At 45.4% G+C, this 18,841-nt stretch carries 20 protein-coding genes; all 20 read left to right on the top strand.

Features of this window, described 5'->3' with window-relative positions; translation table 11 throughout:
- The 20 genes from PHS46_03255 to PHS46_03350 all read left to right on the top strand — a co-directional run bounded on the left by PHS46_03255 (position 1) and on the right by PHS46_03350 (position 18,841).
- Positions 1-741: a class I SAM-dependent methyltransferase gene (locus tag PHS46_03255; protein ID MDD3905532.1), complete on the top strand. Its 741-nt coding sequence runs from the start codon at positions 1-3 to the stop codon at positions 739-741.
- Positions 738-2,540, top strand: coding sequence for a hypothetical protein (locus PHS46_03260; protein MDD3905533.1), 1,803 nt, complete (start codon positions 738-740; stop codon positions 2,538-2,540). Before PHS46_03255 ends, PHS46_03260 begins: the two co-directional genes overlap by 4 nt.
- Positions 2,537-3,271 (top strand): transglutaminase domain-containing protein, encoded by a 735-nt coding sequence (locus PHS46_03265; protein ID MDD3905534.1) that lies wholly within the window; start codon positions 2,537-2,539, stop codon positions 3,269-3,271. The genes PHS46_03260 and PHS46_03265 overlap by 4 nt, the downstream gene beginning before the upstream one ends.
- A complete protein-coding gene (acpS, locus tag PHS46_03270) occupies positions 3,268-3,645 on the top strand; it encodes a holo-ACP synthase (GenBank protein MDD3905535.1) in 378 nt (125 codons plus the stop codon). The genes PHS46_03265 and acpS overlap by 4 nt, the downstream gene beginning before the upstream one ends.
- Before the next feature lie 8 nt (positions 3,646-3,653).
- Entirely contained in the window at positions 3,654-5,438 is a 1,785-nt protein-coding gene (locus PHS46_03275; GenBank protein ID MDD3905536.1) for an HAD-IIIC family phosphatase, read from the top strand.
- A complete protein-coding gene (locus PHS46_03280) occupies positions 5,435-5,674 on the top strand; it encodes an acyl carrier protein (protein MDD3905537.1) in 240 nt (79 codons plus the stop codon). The genes PHS46_03275 and PHS46_03280 overlap by 4 nt, the downstream gene beginning before the upstream one ends.
- Complete coding sequence (locus PHS46_03285) at positions 5,661-6,095, top strand: MaoC family dehydratase (protein ID MDD3905538.1); 435 nt, start codon at positions 5,661-5,663, stop codon at positions 6,093-6,095. The genes PHS46_03280 and PHS46_03285 overlap by 14 nt, the downstream gene beginning before the upstream one ends.
- A gap of 3 nt (positions 6,096-6,098) precedes the next feature.
- Positions 6,099-6,848, top strand: a complete 750-nt coding sequence (locus PHS46_03290) for an SDR family oxidoreductase (protein ID MDD3905539.1) — start codon at positions 6,099-6,101, stop codon at positions 6,846-6,848.
- Positions 6,849-6,858: 10 nt separating this feature from the next.
- Entirely contained in the window at positions 6,859-7,665 is an 807-nt protein-coding gene (locus PHS46_03295; protein ID MDD3905540.1) for a polysaccharide deacetylase family protein, read from the top strand.
- Positions 7,638-8,738 (top strand): GNAT family N-acetyltransferase, encoded by a 1,101-nt coding sequence (locus tag PHS46_03300; GenBank protein ID MDD3905541.1) that lies wholly within the window; start codon positions 7,638-7,640, stop codon positions 8,736-8,738. The genes PHS46_03295 and PHS46_03300 overlap by 28 nt, the downstream gene beginning before the upstream one ends.
- Positions 8,739-8,813: 75 nt before the next feature.
- Positions 8,814-9,308: a hypothetical protein gene (locus tag PHS46_03305; GenBank protein MDD3905542.1), complete on the top strand. Its 495-nt coding sequence runs from the start codon at positions 8,814-8,816 to the stop codon at positions 9,306-9,308.
- 16 nt (positions 9,309-9,324) lie between these two features.
- Positions 9,325-10,011 carry a hypothetical protein gene (locus PHS46_03310; GenBank protein ID MDD3905543.1) on the top strand — a complete coding sequence of 229 codons (687 nt, stop codon included), beginning with the start codon at positions 9,325-9,327 and terminating at the stop codon, positions 10,009-10,011.
- A 3-nt stretch (positions 10,012-10,014) separates the two neighbouring features.
- Positions 10,015-10,875 (top strand): radical SAM protein, encoded by an 861-nt coding sequence (locus tag PHS46_03315; GenBank protein ID MDD3905544.1) that lies wholly within the window; start codon positions 10,015-10,017, stop codon positions 10,873-10,875.
- Complete coding sequence (locus PHS46_03320) at positions 10,856-12,010, top strand: DegT/DnrJ/EryC1/StrS family aminotransferase (GenBank protein ID MDD3905545.1); 1,155 nt, start codon at positions 10,856-10,858, stop codon at positions 12,008-12,010. Before PHS46_03315 ends, PHS46_03320 begins: the two co-directional genes overlap by 20 nt.
- Positions 12,003-13,310, top strand: coding sequence for a UDP binding domain-containing protein (locus tag PHS46_03325; protein MDD3905546.1), 1,308 nt, complete (start codon positions 12,003-12,005; stop codon positions 13,308-13,310). The genes PHS46_03320 and PHS46_03325 overlap by 8 nt, the downstream gene beginning before the upstream one ends.
- 1 nt (position 13,311) lies before the next feature.
- Positions 13,312-14,976: an asparagine synthase (glutamine-hydrolyzing) gene (gene asnB / locus PHS46_03330; GenBank protein MDD3905547.1), complete on the top strand. Its 1,665-nt coding sequence runs from the start codon at positions 13,312-13,314 to the stop codon at positions 14,974-14,976.
- A gap of 3 nt (positions 14,977-14,979) precedes the next feature.
- Positions 14,980-16,074 (top strand): class I SAM-dependent methyltransferase, encoded by a 1,095-nt coding sequence (locus PHS46_03335; protein ID MDD3905548.1) that lies wholly within the window; start codon positions 14,980-14,982, stop codon positions 16,072-16,074.
- Entirely contained in the window at positions 16,040-17,101 is a 1,062-nt protein-coding gene (locus PHS46_03340) for an N-acetylneuraminate synthase family protein (protein ID MDD3905549.1), read from the top strand. The genes PHS46_03335 and PHS46_03340 overlap by 35 nt, the downstream gene beginning before the upstream one ends.
- On the top strand, positions 17,098-18,096 hold the full coding sequence (locus PHS46_03345; protein MDD3905550.1) for a hypothetical protein: 999 nt from the start codon (positions 17,098-17,100) through the stop codon (positions 18,094-18,096). The genes PHS46_03340 and PHS46_03345 overlap by 4 nt, the downstream gene beginning before the upstream one ends.
- The gene (locus PHS46_03350; GenBank protein ID MDD3905551.1) at positions 18,074-18,841 is read left to right on the top strand and encodes a GNAT family N-acetyltransferase; all 768 of its coding nucleotides are present in this window, start codon (positions 18,074-18,076) and stop codon (positions 18,839-18,841) included. The genes PHS46_03345 and PHS46_03350 overlap by 23 nt, the downstream gene beginning before the upstream one ends.

Genomic DNA, 18,841 nt, shown 5'->3' on the forward strand with positions numbered 1-18,841 from the left:
ATGCAGAATAAAATAGAAGAAGCGAAATTTTTCAATAATTTTGGAGATGATTATGATGTATTGACCGAAAAAGCGTATAGCAGGATACTAGATTCATTCAGTAGGGTGACACATCCTACTGAGGGCGATAGAATAATTGATCTCGGATGCGGTAGCGGCGCTTTTACGGCGAGATTGGCGAAGCGCTATCCGAACGTGAATATTGTGGGAGTCGATATTTCATCGGTGCTTATAGATAAGGCGAAAAAAGCAAATCCCAACATAAAATACGCCGTTCTGGATATCGAGCACCTGCCCTACCCCGCAGAGACATTTGATATTGCTGTATTCAGCGGAGTCCTACACCATTTTATTGATATGTCACCGGTTTTGAAGGAGGCGTACAGGGTTTTAAAAAAAGATGGTAGATGTTTTGCTTACGATCCCAATAATGACAATCCTTTCATGTGGTTATATAGGAACAGAAAATCGCCGTTTTTTTCTTCAAAGGGGATAACTTCCAACGAACGTCTTTTATCGCGCAAAGATTTGCGGGTGGCGTTCATGAAGGCTGGGTTTGCGTCCGATGTGTTCGCGATAGGTGGTATAACTTATAGATATGTGAACGGCCCATCGGCGCTTTTACCAGTATACAATTTTTTTGAAGAACTATCCATAGTAAATCCGCTTATCCGCCGGATAGGGTCTTTTCTGATCTCGGTAGCCAGGAAAAATATTAAAAATAAGGTCGACACAATATGAAGAAGATGCTTTTAGCGGCATTCGTCATTACAGCTGTAACATACTTAGCGGTTTTCGATGGGATATTTTATATAAAGAATATATTTAGCGCTGGTGTTATATTCAACGTGCCTTTACCTTATATTATAGTAACGGTCATGTTCATTTTTTTGTATGCACGGCTGATGAATAAAAAGATAAAAAATATAGCATATGCCGCGATCGCGGCCGCTGTGTATATATCGTTATTTTATCTTTTGACCGATATGAAGCTGGGGATGATGAAGAATGACCCATTCGGCGGGAATAGGGGTATCTTCGGGCTCTACGGCATATTCTATTATACGGTAGTGACGGCCGCCTTCTCTTTAATCGCAGGGGTTTCGTTATCGTGGCGGCTGAAACCGGTATTTTGCCTGCCTGCCGTTTTTTCGTTTGTCGTCGTCGAGTCGATGCTCCTGGTAAATGCCCTTTGGTTTTATGCGTTTACTTTTATAATCTTTTTTGTTTTAGGGGTTTTATTGAACCGGTCCCGGTTTTTCGTAAAAGAGATATGGCGCCGCGCACCGGGATTTTTAAAAGACGAAAGAATATTTTTAATTGCCCTGTTAATAGCCGCGATAGCGATCAGATATTTCTGGGGCATGCGGCTCCTGGGAATAACCGGCGCCAATTTCATAATCGCCAGCGATGACGGTGTCTCCTACGATAGATTTGCGACCATATTGGCTGGAGGGAACATCATTCCGAAAGAAGATGCCCTGTACGTCAGCGGATTCGGTTACTGGTACTTTCTGGGTGCCGCCTACAAAATCTTTGGCGTGCACAACTTTAAGGCGATAGTGCTCATACAGTCGCTTTTGGGGGCCATGGTACCCATCATCACCTATCGTATCGGGAGGGCGATATTTGGTAATAGATCGGCTCCGTCCATAGCCGCCGCCTTTGTGGCAATCGATATGAACCTTATATTCCTTTCCGTTGTTATAGGGATGGAGGCGATATACATACCGGTGGTTTTATGCGCGATATGGTATATGGTGCGCCTCTTTAGTCGTATCTATAATATATCTACGAAGGAGGCTTTTCTTGCAGGTTGTCTTTTCGGCCTCGCGCAGATAATAAGGCCTGAACTACTATTGTTCCCGTTCGTGCTGGCGGCATTGATATGCATTTTTGTAAAAAACGGCATGAAATTGAAAAAGGCGTTCAGGGTGATCGTGTTTTTATTCGCAGGATTCCTTATTCTCATATCGGTGCAGGGGTTTATTACCTATCGAAACTACGGCGTATTTTATGTCGTGCCGTCCACCGGTTTGCAAGGAGCGTTTTCAGGAGGTATTTCCGATGGGCAATGCATTGATGAAAATAAGACGCTGGACAGTATGGGTTTCAATCCATTCAAGGATATGAGAGGTTCGATAGCGGTGTTTTTCGGCCATCCGGCCGAAGTGGCGCGATTAATGACGTTCGGTTTTTTAAAGCGGTTTATAATATTTTTCTTCAAACCTAATTTCGGCACCTTCGATCCATTCTATCTTGTAAATCCGGGAAGCGGATATGTATTCGGATTCCCGCTGTTCGTGCAGTTTTACGGACTGTTATTCACGATATTCGGGTTATTCTCAGCGTTTCTTAAAAAAGAAAATATACCGGCCAAGACTGCGCTTGTATCATTCGTTGCCCTGATAGCGTTCCAATACAGTTTTGTATGGGTACTGAATGCCAGATATAGAGGCGTTGTCCTCCCGGTAATAATGTTGTTCATGGCATACGGGATAACGGTGTTTTATAAAAAAGCCAAAGAGAATCTGTCATGAATAAGAGCAAAAAGTTTTCATTATTAGTACTGGCGATCCTTTTGGCGGCTGTCATAGTCTTGGCCAATATCAACGTTTCGATAACGCAGGGCGTTGACGGCCGATTAAGGACTATAACGATGCCGCTCTATGTAAAGTGGATAGAGTTTTTATCGCGCCATTATGAATACGCGAGGATTGCCAAAGAGGTTACGGCGGGTTGCCGTTCCGACGAAGATAAGACGCTGGCGATACTGAAATGGACGCACGATAATATAAGAAAAACACCTTCGGAGTGGCCCGTAGTCGATGACCACGTGCTCAATATAATCATACGCGGGTATGGGGTGGCCGATCAGTTCCAGGATGTTTTTACCACGTTATGCGCATACAGCGGTTTACCGGCATTTTATGAAGATACATATAACGATAAGAAAGAGGCGCGATATCCGATAGCGTTTGTCAAATTTAACAATTCATGGCACGCCTTCGATGCCTATTACTATAAGTATTTTAAGACCAACGACGGCAGGATCGCTACCATCGAAGATATAATAAGGGACAGATCTATAATCGATAAGGCTATCGGTGGCGATATGACATGGGGAGGAGTGCCGTATAGGAATTTTTACTATAGTTTAAAGCCGGTGGAGGAAGGAAAGACTCTTCGTCCCGCCAAACAGATGCCAATGAACAGGATATTATTCGAGATTAAGAAAGCGATAGGGTTGGAGAAGGGTAAGGCCGCATGATATCTTCGGCAATACACGGCATAGGTGTTGATATAGAGGAGGTTCGCAGGTTCAAAACCATTAAAAGTAACTCGAGGTTTGCCCGGCGCGTATATACAAAGAACGAGCTTAGTTATTGTAATGCGTTTTCCGAGCCCGGGCCTCATCTCGCGGTACGGTTTGCCGCCAAAGAAGCCGTTTTGAAAGCCTTGGGCTCAGCGCGTAAAAATACAGGATTTAGCGATATAGAAATACTTAACAGGAAAAACAGCGGAGAGCCGGTTGTGAACATTGCTAAAAACGGTATTAATAAAAAGTTTTCGTTTTTTATCAGCCTTTCACACTCGCAAACCAAGGCCGTAGCATTTTCGGTCATAACCAGGATAGCGCGATAGGGGTAATTATGGAGAACGCGGTAGCTTATTATCACTCGGAAGACAGGAAGGTCGATAGGAAGAACAGGGTATTCCCAGTTTTTTCGCCGGATCCTAAGGTAGTAAGGGTTGCCATATTGGGAAGTTCCACATTAAAAGGCGTCAAAGAAGCGCTGAATGTAAAATGCAGTCAGGCAGGGCTCGTTATGAAATCTTATGTCGGGGAATATGCGCAGTATAATCAGGAGATCCTTGATAAAGGGAGCGGATTGTATAAATTCAAACCGCACCTGACGATAATGATGATCGATATAATCGATCTTCTGGGGGAGAATTATTATTTTCCTTACAGGTTATCCGAACGCGGCCGCAAATCTCTGGTCGAAGCCAAGCGGAAGGAGTTGTTATCTCTGGCAAAAGCTTTCGCCAAAGACTGCGACGGGGTACTTCTCATCAATAATTTCAGTGTACCGACCTATTCTCCGATGGGGATACTGGAGCCCAAGCAAAAATTCGGTTTCTTCGAAATGATCCGTGCTCTTAACAGGGCGTTGGAAGAGGCCTCAAGGATGAACCCTCAGTTGCATATATTTGATTATGATGCCTTTTTAAGCAAATCCGGAAAGATGGAGTGCTCCGATGATAAGATGCGGTATATAGCGGATATGAAGATAAGTCAGAGCTATGTACCCGCTCTTTGTGATGAATATATGCGATACGTGAAAGCCATTAAGGCTAAAATGCGAAAATGCATAGTCCTCGACCTCGACAATACGCTGTGGGGTGGTATCGTAGGCGAGGATGATTTTGCAAGTTTAAGACTCGGCCCGACCGCGCCCGGCAACGCGTTCGTTGAGTTCCAGAAATATATCCTAAACCTTTTCGAGCGGGGCATCATCCTTGCCATAAACAGCAATAACAACGAAAAGGACTCGCTCGCGGTCATCAGAAAACATCCTCACATGATACTACGGGAAAAACATTTTGCCGCGATACGGATCAACTGGGAAAACAAAGTGCGAAACCTGGTGGATATAGCTAAAGAGATAAATATCGGCCTCGACAGTATTATATATATAGACGACGATAAGGCAAATCGCCAGCTCGTCAGGGAGATGGCGCCGGAAGTGCTTACGCTGGAGATGCCGCCCGACGCCGCATTGTATGTGCGGACGATCAGGGAATGTAAAGATCTCGATACTCTCCATATTACCGAAGAAGACATGAAGCGGGGCGCTATGTATGCCGAGGAGAAAAAACGGAAAGACTCGTTTAAATCTTTCGGCGATATAGGAGATTTTCTCGCTCATCTCAATATAGAGGTCAGGATCGAACGCTCCGGGTCGTTCTCTATTCCGAGGATATCGCAACTTACGCAGAGAACCAATCAGTTCAATTTTACCACACGGCGCTTTTCGGATACGGATGTCCGCTCTCTGACAAGCGATAAGGCCGCCGAGATCTATTCGATCAGCGTAAAGGACAGGTTCGGGGATAGCGGTATATCAGGGATGGTTTCTTTTAAAGCGTCAAAGGATGCTATCATGGTCGAGGATCTTTTGCTGAGTTGCAGAGTGCTCGGCAAAGGTGTCGAAGAATCCGTGCTGGCTTTTCTCGTGGAGACGGCCCGCAAGTCGGATCTTAATCATATCATATGCAGATATATTCCGACGGCGAAAAATTCCATGGTACAAAAATTCCTAAAATCATCCGGTTTCGCGCGGGTAAAAATGCCCGGCAACGGCGAAACTTGGCGCTTTATGGTGAAGCGGGGATTTAAAAGACCGGGGCACATAAAGGTGGTTACAAAATGAAAACACTGAAAAAAATATTATCCGAAGTTCTGGGCGTGAGCCCCAACAAGATAAATGATAATACCTCTCCCAAGAATGTGAAAAAGTGGGATTCCTTCCATGGCCTCTTACTGGTTACCGAGCTGGAAAATAGTTATAAGGTTAAGTTTAGCATGGACGATGTTATATCCGTCAGGAATGTGGGAGACATAAAGAAGGCTTTAAAAAAATACGGGGTGAAGATTGAAGAAGCATAAAACGAGCGCCGGGCTGGAATATAAGGATATAAAGATCGGCAGTAGATATTCGTTCAGCAGGAGTATATCACAAATGGATGTGGAAAACTTCGCCGCGCTTTCCGGTGATTTCAATCCTCTGCATCTGGACGAGAAATACGCCGGCTCCACGATGTTCGGAGGGACGATCGTCCATGGCATGCTCGCGGCCTCGTTTTTCTCGACTCTGATAGGAATGCTCTGCCCCGGCAGAAACGCCGTTATATTACAGCAGGAGATAAGGTATTTAAGCCCTGTGAGGCCGGGCCGTATTGTCAAGGCAACCGGCAAAGTTATACGAAAAGTCGACGCTCTGAAAATAATCGTTATGGAACATGCCGTAAAATCTAAGAGCGGCAAGGTTCTTATAGAAGGTGTTTCGAATATAAAAGTTATGAGGTGAAAGATGCTGAGCGGAAAAGTAATTTTAATTACAGGTTCCAGCAGGGGGATAGGTTCCGAAACGGCGCGTCTTGCGGCAGGCCGCGGCGCGTCCGTCGTAATAAATTATAACAAAGACCGCTCCGGCGCTGAAAGTACGGCGGCGGCCATAAAGAAAGCCGGTAAAGGGCGCGCGGTGGTTGTAAAAGCCGATGTTTCACGGGAAGACGAGGCCGGTAAATTGATTGACCTGATCGTGAAAAAATTCGGGAAGATAGATGTGCTGATAAATAATGCCAGCGCGCCTATAGAGTACACGCCGCTTTCGGATATAAAATGGAAGTCGTTCCAGAAACATTATGAGGTGACGCTCCGGGGGGCTTTAAATATGGTGAAGCGCGTAGTCCCATTCATGTCCGCCCGCGGCCGCGGCAAAATCATAAATATACTTTCTTCCGTTACCGTGGGTGTGCCGCCGTCAAAATTCGCCGATTACATATCGGCCAAATACGCGCTTCTGGGGTTTTCCCGCGCGCTTGCCGTGGAGCTCGGCTCGTCGGGCATTACGGTAAACTGTATCTCGCCGGGCATGACAAATACTGCGATGACAGAAAAACTACCGGCGAAGATGAAAGAGATAGTTTCCTATACAACGCCGCTAAAAAGGCTGGCCGAGCCGGTCGACATAGCTCGTGTCGCGGCTTTTTTGTGCTCCAGCGATTCAGATTATATAACCGGAGTTAATATACCGGTGTGCGGTGGCAGTGTGATGTGAGGTTTATATAGTGAACAGGCGAACGATCAAAAAAAGTATATCAGATATAGTGCTTTTTGCCGGAGCTTTCTCTGGAAATAATCCTCAGAAAGACGGGCTCCGCGTGCTGAATTATCATTCGATAACCGCTTTGCCGGTTTCGGCCGATCATTATCAGATGACTACCCCGAGAGAGCTTTTTGACGGCCAGATGCGCTTCCTTAAAGAGAGTGGCTATAAAGTATTGACATGCGAGGAGGCGTTTTCCGCAGTCGGTAAAAGCGCGTCTTTGCCGTCCCGGAAGGTCTGTATAACTTTTGATGACGGTTTTAAGGACAATCTGGTTAACGCACTTCCGGTGTTGCGCAAGTACGGCTTTAAAGCGACGATATTTTTGACGATCGATTTTATCGGCAAGGACGATTCGTACCTTGGCTGGAAAGATATCGACGAACTCGCCATGACGGGGCTATTTTCTTTTGGCTCGCATACTATGAGTCACAGGAAGCTGTCTTTGCTTGGCGATGATGAGATTATCAAAGAGATCGGAGACTCAAAGAAGATCCTGGAAGACAGAACCAAAACCCCCGTCGATATATTCGCTTATCCGTTCGGATGTTACGGTTCGTTCGATGACAGATCCATAACAGCGGTCAGGGATAGCGGTTATAAGGCGGCGGTGACAACCATAGCCGGGCTTAATTCCTCCGGCGACGATCCGTATCTTGTTAAAAGGATGCGCATATCATGGCAGGACGATACGCGGGAGTTTTCTAAACAGCTTTGCGGCGCATACGATTGGTACAGATTATGGCAGAGAATAACGACATTACGCTAAAAATGGCCGCAGATGCACAGGCGAGGGCATCGGCCGATGTTTCATTCGGCCGCCTGTCCATGAAGGATGACGAGGAATATACAAAATTTCTTGTTACGGCGCATAAGGGGAGATTTAACGGTTATCTTTTTAAAGATCCCGGAATGGCCCGCAGGTTGTGGCGCTGGGAATATCTGGACAATCCCGATGCGCGCGACGGAGGGCCGTATATATGGATATGCAGGATAAAAGGCGCCATCGCCGGCCAGGCTTGCGTCATGCCGGTAATGGTAAAAACGGGTGATAGCTATTTCAGGGGCGGATGGTTTCAGGATCTTATCATGCTTCCGGAATTCAGAAATACCGGAATAGGCTATTTTCTCGTTAAGCATGTACTTGGTGAATTAACGGCGTCGCTGGATATAGCGATGGTATCCGGAACCAATGAAGAATCTTACCCTCTTTTTAAAACGCTTGGGTTTACCGATATGGGGCATATCGGTCGAAATATATATGTAAATGCGCTGTCCGCGTTTTTTACCACTACCGCCTGCAAGAGCGCTCTAGAGATAAATGAGATTAAGGATATAGGCGAGAGTTTTAATGAATTGTGGCGCGAACTTTCCGGGCGTTTTACCTGCGCCGTCGAAAGAGATAGCGAAAGAGTGAAGTGGAGGTTCGTCAATCAGCCATATTGGAGATATCGCATCTTTGCGGCGACACGCGGCGGATCTATGAGGGGTTATGTTGTGCTAAAGGAGAGCATCAAGCGTAAAGGCCCGCTGGGTTGTTTACGAGCTGGAACCATCTCAGATATATTTTTCGATCCTTCTGAAGAAGGAGTGGGTAGCGCGCTTATTGCCACGGCCGCACGTTATTTTAAAGGCAGGGCGGATATTATAAAATGCGATATCCTGAACGAAGGCGTAAAAACCGTGGTTATTAAGAATGGGTTTTTTAATACGGTTTCCAATAGCAGATTTCTTATGTATCCACTAAATAATATGGATGGAAGGGATGGGTTAGTAACTGTGGCAAAAGATCCTCGAACATGGTTCCTTACCAATGGGGATTCAGATATGGATTTATCTTAATCGTAATATTGACAATAAGTTAAAGATGTAGTATTATGTTTAAAACGTTTTAAACAATGAAAACTGGAGATGGCCATGAATGAAAAATTAGAGTCAGCGCAACATAAATTTATAGAGAGTATAGGAAAGCTATGCGATAGCTTCGGATTCAACAAATTCATCGCTCAACTTTATGCCCTTCTATATCTGAGTGACAGGCCTATGTCGCTCGATGAGCTCTCGGAAAAACTTTCGGCAAGTAAGGGCAATGTCAGCCTTAATATAAGGGAACTTGAAAAATGGGGGGCTGTGAAGAATATTTGGGTGAAAGGCTCGAGAAAAGATTATTACGAAGCCGATACTGATATCAAAAAAGTCTTTTCCAACAAGATCAGGACGGCTGTCCAGAAGCGGATCGGCGAAATCTCCGGGATGGTTGGCGAATTCAACACGATAGTTGATTCGGCCAGTGCGGAGTTGACTGAAGAAGAGAGGAAGATAGCGGCGCTTTACCGGGAGAGGATGAAGAAGATAGAGGATATGAAGAGTCTGGCATCAACGGCATTAAGTCTTATGGAGAAGATATTATAATAGGCGGGCATGCATTATGAACAAGGCTATTTTAATACAGGCGCGTTTGTCGTCAAAAAGACTTCCCGGGAAAATGATGCTAAAGCTGGGCGGTATCCCGTTGGCCGAATTCGTATATCGGCGTTGTGAGATATCCAAAAAAGCCGGTATCATCGCCATTATAACTTCGACGGATAAAAGCGACGACGAACTTTTTAAATACTGTGTTTCTAAAAAATTATGTGTTTACAGGGGCTCTCTGGACAACGTATTGGACAGGTATATATCCGCGGCTGAAGCCTATGCCTCGCATCTGGTATGCCGTGTATGCGGCGATTCGCCATTTGTGGATATTGAATTGGTCGACGCGATGTTCGATATGGTCGAAAAGGAGGGGGTTGATTATGCCGCCCCGGACAAAAAAAATTGCATGGCCGGGCTTGATTCGGAGGTAATAGCGACCGAAGCCTTAAAGAGAAGCGCCACCTCCGCAACTTCTAAAAACGATTTTGAGCACGTAACATCCAATATCAGGAATAATCCTGATAATTTCAATATCAGGTATATAAAAACGGAATTAAAACCCCGCGACCTGAATGCCATATCGGTAACGGTCGATCATCAGAAAGACATGGATCTGTGCAATAAAGTGCTGAAGTCGATAGGGGATGGATATTCCTTCAGATCCGAAGATATTTTTAACGCTTTAAGAGAAAACAGGTAAGCGATGACAGATATCCCGAAATTCCCGAAAAGACTGGAGCTGGAGCTTGCCAGCAGTTGCAACCTGCGGTGTACGTATTGCCCGCGCCGTTACCTGGATAATCTGAACGGTTATATGGATTTTACCCTGTTCAAAAAGATAATAGACGAGGCAAGCGCGTATCCGGAGACCATAATAGTCCTGCACAGGAGGGGGGAAAGCCTTCTTCATCCCAGATTTAACGACATAATAAATTATATCGCCGGAAAATTCAAAGAGATACAGCTCGCCACTAACGCTACGCTTCTGACCGAAGAAAAATTCGAGGCGATAGTAAAGGGGTTGAATTTTATCTCCTTCAGCCTCGATACGCCGGGCAATTATGACAAGACTCGTATCCCGGCGCGTTATGAAATCGTCGAGAGCAGGATATTGAAATTTTTGCAATTTAATAAAGGAAGGGTAAGAACCCAGGCTTCCATGGTCAAAACAGAAAAAACGAAAGAAACGGATGTCGCGATATTCAAGGATGTCTGGCGCGCGCGTGTTGACAGGGTCCGCATATACGAGGAGCATTCAGTTGGCGGTGTTTTCGGCGCTATGAATAATCCCAGGCGGGAAAGGAAAACCTGCGTTATGCCTTTCTACGAACTGCTGATCTATGACAGCGGTCGGGCCGGCAGGTGCAACCACGACTGGGATGGGGAACCGATGGGGGATGTAAATGCCAATACGATCTCGGAAATATGGCACAGCCAACGGTATTCGAGCCTGAGAAAAGAACAGCGGGAGCTTAAGTTCAGCGATGCGGTATGTAAAGATTGCGACTGTTGGTACGCGGAGATCGGCAAACAAGGGACGGGCGATGTTATCGAAAAATCTTAGAAAAGACTTCCTACCTTTATCAAGGCCGTGCGTTGCGGACGACGAGATATCCGCCGCTTTGGCTGTGGTAAAGTCCGGTTGGTGGACGACGGGCGCGAACGTGGCGAGATTTGAGAGCGAAATGTCCGCGTATCTTAAGGAAGACGTCGATGTATTTACGGCGGCGCTTTCATCATGCACGGCAGGGTTGCATCTGGCGCTTCTGGCTCTCGGTATAGGAGCAGGTGACGAGGTAATAGTGCCGACAATGACATTCGCGGCGACGGCGCAGGTTGTTGGTTGGGTCGGCGCAAAATTAGTGCTGTGCGACATAAACGAAGACACACTGAATATAGATACGGAAAAGGCGGAGAAGCTTATCACCGCCAGAACGAAGGCCATAATCCCGGTCCATATGGGCGGATATCCGTGCGATATGGCGGAGATAAGCAGGATAGCTAAAAAGTACAAATTGAAAGTGATAGAGGATGCCGCTCACGCGATCGGTACCAGGTACAACGGCAGAAAGATAGGTAACTTTTCGGATATTACGGTATTCAGTTTCTATGTGACGAAAAATCTGGCGATGGGCGAAGGCGGCATGGCCGTTTCCAGGGATAAGGCGCTTATCGACAAGATAAAGAGATTGAGCTATTTTGGAATAAATAAAGAGGCCTTTAAGCGCTACGAAAAATCCGGCAGTTGGTTTTATGATATAGAGGAGATGGGCTACAAGTATAATCTCGACGATCTTCATGGCGCCATAGGCCTGGCGCAGTTGCGCAAATTGGACGCGATGAATGACAGGCGCAGGGAGATCGCGGGTATTTACAGGCGCAAGCTTATTGCCCCCATCCGGTTTACTAAAGATTCGGACGAGCATTTCCATATTTATTATATATTTCAGATAAAAGTGCCGGGCAGGGATGCATTAATAAATAAGCTGAAAGAACGCAATATCGGCACAAGTGTGCATTTTATTCCTCTGCACATGCATAGTTTTTACAGATCCCGGTTCCCGGGAGAGAATTTTCCCGTCGCGAATAAAGTATTTTCGGAAATATTATCTATTCCCATGTTCCCTTCTATGAATGAAGACGACGTGGGCTATGTCATTACCAATCTAAACGATCTTTTGAGGAGGCAGGATGGATAAGTTTAAAAACGAATTACTGGATAGTAAAACGGTTTCTGTTTGGGGTATAGGGTATCTCGGATATACCAAGGCGATGCGGCTTTTATCGAAAGGGTTTAAGGTCAACATATTCGATCCTACGAACGCTTCGATCGGAAATAATTTTAAAAAGAATATATACCCCGGTAAACAGCAGGTCTATTCATGGACGGAGAACGGTCATATACCGCCCATAGATATGTCTAATGTAAATATCGCCAATAGCGACACGATATTTAACGCAAAGATACATATCATTGCGCTTCCCACTGCGGACAGGGAAGGCAACAGCCTGCTTAAAGAATTAGCGGGGATATTTAAAAAACATAAGAAACGCCTGAAAGACGCGTTGGTAATATTCGAATCGGCCGGGATGCCCGGAAGTATCGATAAAAATTTTATCGGCATACTTCATGCGCATAAGATCAGGTGCAGTTTTGTTTCCGCTTTCAGGAGCGACTGGACCCTGGAAGAATTCATGTCCCGGAACAGAAAACGTGTCCTGGCGGCAAACGACAAAGAATCTCTGGAAAAAGCCAAAGCCCTCTATGATGCCCTGGGCATCAGGTACAAAACGCTGTCTTCCATAAAAGAGGCTGAGATATATGAGAACGCGAAGAATGGATTCCAGTTCATTGCCTCGATGTTCATAAACCAGCTGGCATTCGCCTATCCCGATACCAATATAAGGGAGATGACAAAGTATCTTTTAAACGACGTTGAGCTGAATGAATCGCATCTCAGTATAGGCGCGCTCGGATACAAGATGTTGTCGTCGGTGCAGAATATAATAGGGGGGAGCGCTAACCCGAACTTCCTTTCGCTTTTGAAGACGGCCGAAGACAGCAACATGAGCATGATATTGACCTATGCCGATATCATAAAAAATATGGGATGCAGGAGCGTTTTATTGATGGGCCTTTCCATAAAAGGCAACCAGAAGAATATCGAGCTTTCGCCCTCAGTCGTACTCGCGGAGTATTTTAACAGATTAGGCATAAAGGTTTATATAGACGATCCTTTTTACGATAAGGCGGCGCTATCCCGGATACTTCCGTTTAGCAGGAACGCGGATATCCTTAAAAAGATGCCGAAGATCGACGCCTTTTTTGTCATGACGGGCCATAACAAATATAAACGTATTACCCAGGCTGACATAAAGCGCTCACCTATTTATAACGCATCGATAATAATCGACAATGTTCCGATATTTAAAGAATTTAAATTTTCGGATTCTACGCTTTATCACGCGATCGGTGACGGTAAACTGAAAGCATTATAAAATGTGCGGAATAGCAGGATTTATATCGGAAAACAGAAGTTTTGATTCGGAGAAGCTGGTATCCGGGATGTTGGATCTCATCCGGTACCGCGGTCCGGATCAAAAAGACGTCAAGGTTTATGACGGCGTCGCTCTCGGCATGGCCAGGCTTAGTATCATTGATCGGGAGAAACATGCGATCCCATATGAGGATTCGACCGGTAATTACGCCATAGTATATAACGGCGAAATCTACAACCACGGTGATATACGGAAGCGCTTGGTAAAAAAATATGCTTTTAAGACCGCCTCCGACGCGGAAACAGTTCTTTATAATTATATCGAGAACGGACCGGCGTCTTTTAAAGAATATAACGGGATGTACGCGTTCGCTTTATACGATGATATCAAAAAAAAGGTATTTATCGTGCGTGATAAGGCTGGCGAGAAACCGCTTTTCTATACGGAAGGCAAAGATTTTATAGCATTCGCCAGCGAAATGAAGTGCCTGCTTGAATTGGTCGAGCCCGAATTTAACAAGGAAGCCATTTCGTACAAGACATATGAGTTTACGGTCGGTAAAGAGACCCTTTTCAAAAACATATATTCTCTGGGCCCCGGCGAATACATGGAGATTTGCGGCGGCAAATTAACCAGGCGCGATTACTGGAAGGCGTGGGATAACCTGATAGAAATGAAAGATAACGAAAAGACCGTTTTAAGCAAACTGTCGGATCTTATCGAAGACGCGGTTCTCCTGAGGACCGGAAACAGCGTTCATGGTTACGGTTGTTTTGTAAGCGGCGGCGTGGATAGCGCGCTCGTTGCCTGTATAGCCAAGCCTGCGCGCCTGTATACGGTTCATTATGATTACGATGACTTCAATGAGCTTGAGTATGCCCAGCTTGTGGCAAAAAAGTTGAAAAAGAAACTGACGATAGTAAGGCCGAACAAGAAAGATTTTCTACGTACAAGGGATAAAATAGCATATCACCTCGATACTCCGTCGATATGGACTACATTCTCTTTGTGGATGCTCCTCGAGAGGGCGCATAAAGACGTAAAGGTGGTGCTTACCGGTGACGGCGCGGATGAGATGTTTTCGGGGTATCACAGATATTTTCTTCTGTATCACGACGAGCAGATACATAAACTGGAGGCCATGGAAAAATATACATACCTGATCGACAGATACTACGGCAGTCCCGTTGAAAGATACGCGAAGCTAATAAACAGGTGTGAGAATAAGTTCGATGAAGAGGTAAATAAATATCTGAATAAAAGTGTAGGGTTTTATTTTGACAAGATAAATAATGATGTGATGCATTCGATGGGGCTTAATGATTTTTATACTACGATGCAGGTGCTCCTCCAGATGTATGACAGGACCTGCATGGCGTTCAGCGTGGAGAACAGGTCTCCTTTCCTTGACCATCGGCTTATCCAGTTCGCTTTTTCAATGCCGTCGAAATATAAAATACACAACGGTGTGACAAAATGGGCTATCAAGGAAGTGGCGAAGAAATTTATTCCCGAAGCGATCGTGAACAGGGTCGATAAGCGCGGGTTCTCGGCGCCGGTGAATAAATGGTTCGAGTGGGATAAGAACGGAAAATATAACAGGACGGCGTATAAAAATATGGTATTTGAGGACTGGAAAAAGGTTTTTTCGGTAAAGGGAGCTTAGCCGATGAGTGGGATAGCAAGGGACAAGGCCAGATATTATAGCGAACTTGAAAAGTTTGTGAAGGTCTGTAAAAAACTGAACAGATCCGGCGGAGCATATCTGGTGATTATAGCCAGTCATGAACTGTACAGGTTCCTTTATCCGTATGAACCTTATGAAGGTTTTCATAACAGGATGCCCGTTAAATTCATAGCAAATAAGATAGTCGAGCTTAATGATTTTTTGGATAAAAGCTCGAGGGCCATCAAGTTTTACGATTTCGATGTTAAAAAATTCGGCGCCGGCGCTTCGCCCGATACCGGTCTGGAGAAGAAGACCTCGGACCTGTATACGTCCCTTTGGGAAAAATTCGAGCACACGGCTATTATTGAAGAAAGCAAGAAACTGATCTCCAGTCGCATACCGGGTAAGATCATCGAGAGCTGTATAAAAGGTAAGGTCGTTCTCGATATGGGGTGCGGTAGCGGCAGGTATTCCATCGCGCTCTCGCTTCTTGGCGCGAAGAAAGTTTACGCGCTCGATCTTTTTGAACAATCTTTTGCGGCATACAGGAAAATCGCTCGCGGTAAGGGGTTGAACATCGAGTTTCGCGAAGGTAATTTCCATAATCTGCCTTATCCCGGCGACTACTTTGATTTTATTTTTTGCAACGGTACGATGCATCACTCCACCTCTATCAGGAAGAGTCTGGCGGAATTTAAAAGGGTTCTGAAGCCCGGACACAAGGGGTTTGTATATATTTATGCAAAAGGAGGTATTTTCTGGGATACGCGTAAGAAGATGCGCGAGATATTCAGAGAGGTACCCTCCGGGTACACCAATGAAGTATTGAAGATAATGTTTATGCCATCGAATAGATTTATATTCGCGGATACGTGGCATGTGCCCATAGAGGAGCATACCTCCAGAAAAGACCTTGAGTGTATGTTTAAGGAGCTGGGCCTTAGATTCCGGAAGATAATATCAAAAGGCATGTTCGACCTGGACAGAGTTGCGCACAGGAGCGCCGAGGATTCAGTGATGTGGGGAGACGGAGAACATCGTTATATACTGGAGAAGCCGGATGTACATAATAGCGGAAATCGGTATAAATCATAACGGCAGTTTCGAGAATTGTATTAAGATGATAGACGCCTCTGCCGATGCGGGATGCGATGCGGCGAAGTTTCAACTTTTCCGGGCGGCATCTCTTTATCCGAAGAGCGCCGGGAAGCTGGAGTGGAAGGGCCGAAGGGGTGGATACTCGTACGATATATACGGCGCGGTAAAGGGTTTCGAACTGCCCTATAGCTGGATCGACCCATTGATAGCATATTGCAAAAAAAGGAAGATAGATTTCCTTTCATCCGTCTTTGATATGAAGGATGCGGATATTCTGGCCGAAAAAGGAGTGAAACGGATAAAACTCAGCTCTTATACGGTGACGAATATACCGCTTATAGAACATTGCGCGAAAAAGCGAATGTCGATAATTTTGTCTACGGGAGGTGCCCTGCTTGGCGAGGTCGAAGAGGCCGTCGATGCGGTGATACGACACCACGGCAGGCTTTCATTGCTCCATTGTAATATAAGTTATCCGACGGCCCCGAGGGATTGCAATCTCGGGATCATAAGCACGTTAAAAACGGCGTTTCCTGATCTGATGATCGGTTTTTCGGACCATACCGCCGGTATATCCGAAGCCGCGGTCCAATCCGTCTATGTGGGGGCGCAGATAATAGAAAAACATATTACGCTGGATAAAAAGATGGAAGGCCCGGATCATTTTTTTGCGCTGGAACCTCGCGAACTGAAGCAGATGGTTGGGGACATCAGGAAAGCATCGGCCGATGCGGTAAAAAAATGCGGGTTCCGTATCGACAAAACATTTTACGGCAACACCGCGAAGATAGTAGGGCGCAATGAAAAATATCTAAGAGACTTCGCTTTCATGAAGTTATTCGCAAAAAGAAGCATTAAAAAAGGCGACAGGATCAGGTGTTCGGATATTTCTATACTGCGCCCGGGTAAAAAGGCGCATGGCCTCGAACCGAAATATGTCAGTCTTTTTAAAGATTTTGTTGTTACCGCAAAGCGGGACATGAGCCCTGAAGACCCTATAACATGGAGCTCGATACTTAAGTGAAGAAGATACTCTTCAGGGCGGACGCAAAACCATCTATTGGCATCGGGGATCTTGTGTCGCTTATAAATCTTTCAAAGTATTTTGAGCGCGCGGGATGGCAGGCGCATTTTATCGTAAGAAATAGTAACGCATCTACGGTTCTTATAGAAAAAAACGGCTTATCGAACCACCTGGTGCTGGATAAAGATATTTCCATTAGAGAAGAAGTGGCCTTGATGAATGAATATATAGCCGCCAATCATATCGACGCTGTTATGCTCGAGATTACCGAGAGAAGCCTGGCCGATTATAGCGGCATAACGGAAAAAGCCGTCAGGGCTTGCGTGATATTCGATGCGGCAGTTCCCGAATGGGCGGATATTGCCGTAAATTGGGATGTTGACGCCGATAGCGCGCTTGCCGGTAAAAAGTGTCCGTTGGCCAAGTTATTATTCGGTGTTCAGTATGTGGTTATACCTGCGAGCTTTGATTTTAACGAAATAAATAAAAGAATATACAGGAAAGAACCGGAAACTCTTTTAGTTGCCATGGGCGGCGCGGACGAATTCGATCTTACCAAAAAAGTCATTGTCAGCCTGTGCAGGAACAGGGTGGATTTAAAACTGCATGTCGTTGTCGGAAGCGGATACCGGTACCGGAGTAGCCTTGAAGACGCCCTATCGGATTATCCGGCCGAATATACGGTAAAGCAGAATGTGAGCGACATGTTCGCCGAGTACATGAATTGCGATGTGGCTGTAGGCGCCGGCGGACTGACGTCATTTGAACTTATTGCGACGCGGACACCTTCTTTACTTGTCGCGGCGTATGAGCATCAGAAGGCAAGATGTGTGTATTTCGACAAGATGAGGTGGGCCACTTATTTAGGATTCCGGGATTTCAACGAAAGCGTTTTTTTAGAAAAACTGGAGAAGCCGGACAGGATTCCACCGAAGGGGACATACAGGACGGACGAAATAAGAAAGGCTGTGGATGAGATACTCGAAAGACATTAGATTAAAAATAGGAGACGCCACGCTCTCTTTCAGATATTTGGCATGGGATACGGACTTCTTCGGTAAAAAATCTTTTATCCTGGATTTGGACGGACCATGCTTAGATATCTCCGATAAAATGGCGGACACTGCCGCCTCTTCGTTAAAAAATTATTTTGTCACGGCAAAGGTCTGCTCGTCTTGCGGTAAAGGTATCGTGAATTTTTTGCAGAAGGCGGGTTTTAAATATATAGATACGGAAGTTATCCTTAAATATCAGTCTTTGCGACAGATGTCCGCTAAGGTCGACGAAAAGGTTGGCAATATCAGGGTTGTGGAGTTAAAAGATAATAAGAACTTGCCATATGAAGAGCTGGGGGCATCATTCACAAAGACCAGATTCCATAACGATGTGAATATTCCGCCGGATAAGGCGGATCGTTTATGGATAAACTACCTGAGGAATTATAAAGTAACGCCGCTAAGGCATATATTTGCCGTAACCGTAGGCGCCAGGGTGGGCGGCGTTATTCTTGTTAATGAGAATAAAAATCCGCGAAAAGCGGTACTGTCGTTCGTAGCCGTTCTGAACGATTTTCGCAATACGGGGATAGGCTCGAAGCTGATAGGATATGTTGCAAAAAAGTTTAAGACTATGGATATTTTTACGGAAACACAGGTTAGCAACAAAGCGGCGCTGAATTTTTATATGAAGAATGGGTTTTCCAGGATGGAAGGCGTAAAAACAATATTACATAGGTGGTGA

The organism is Candidatus Omnitrophota bacterium, assembly GCA_028699255.1.
Lineage (GTDB): Bacteria > Omnitrophota > Gorgyraeia > 2-01-FULL-45-10 > 2-01-FULL-45-10 > FEN-1322.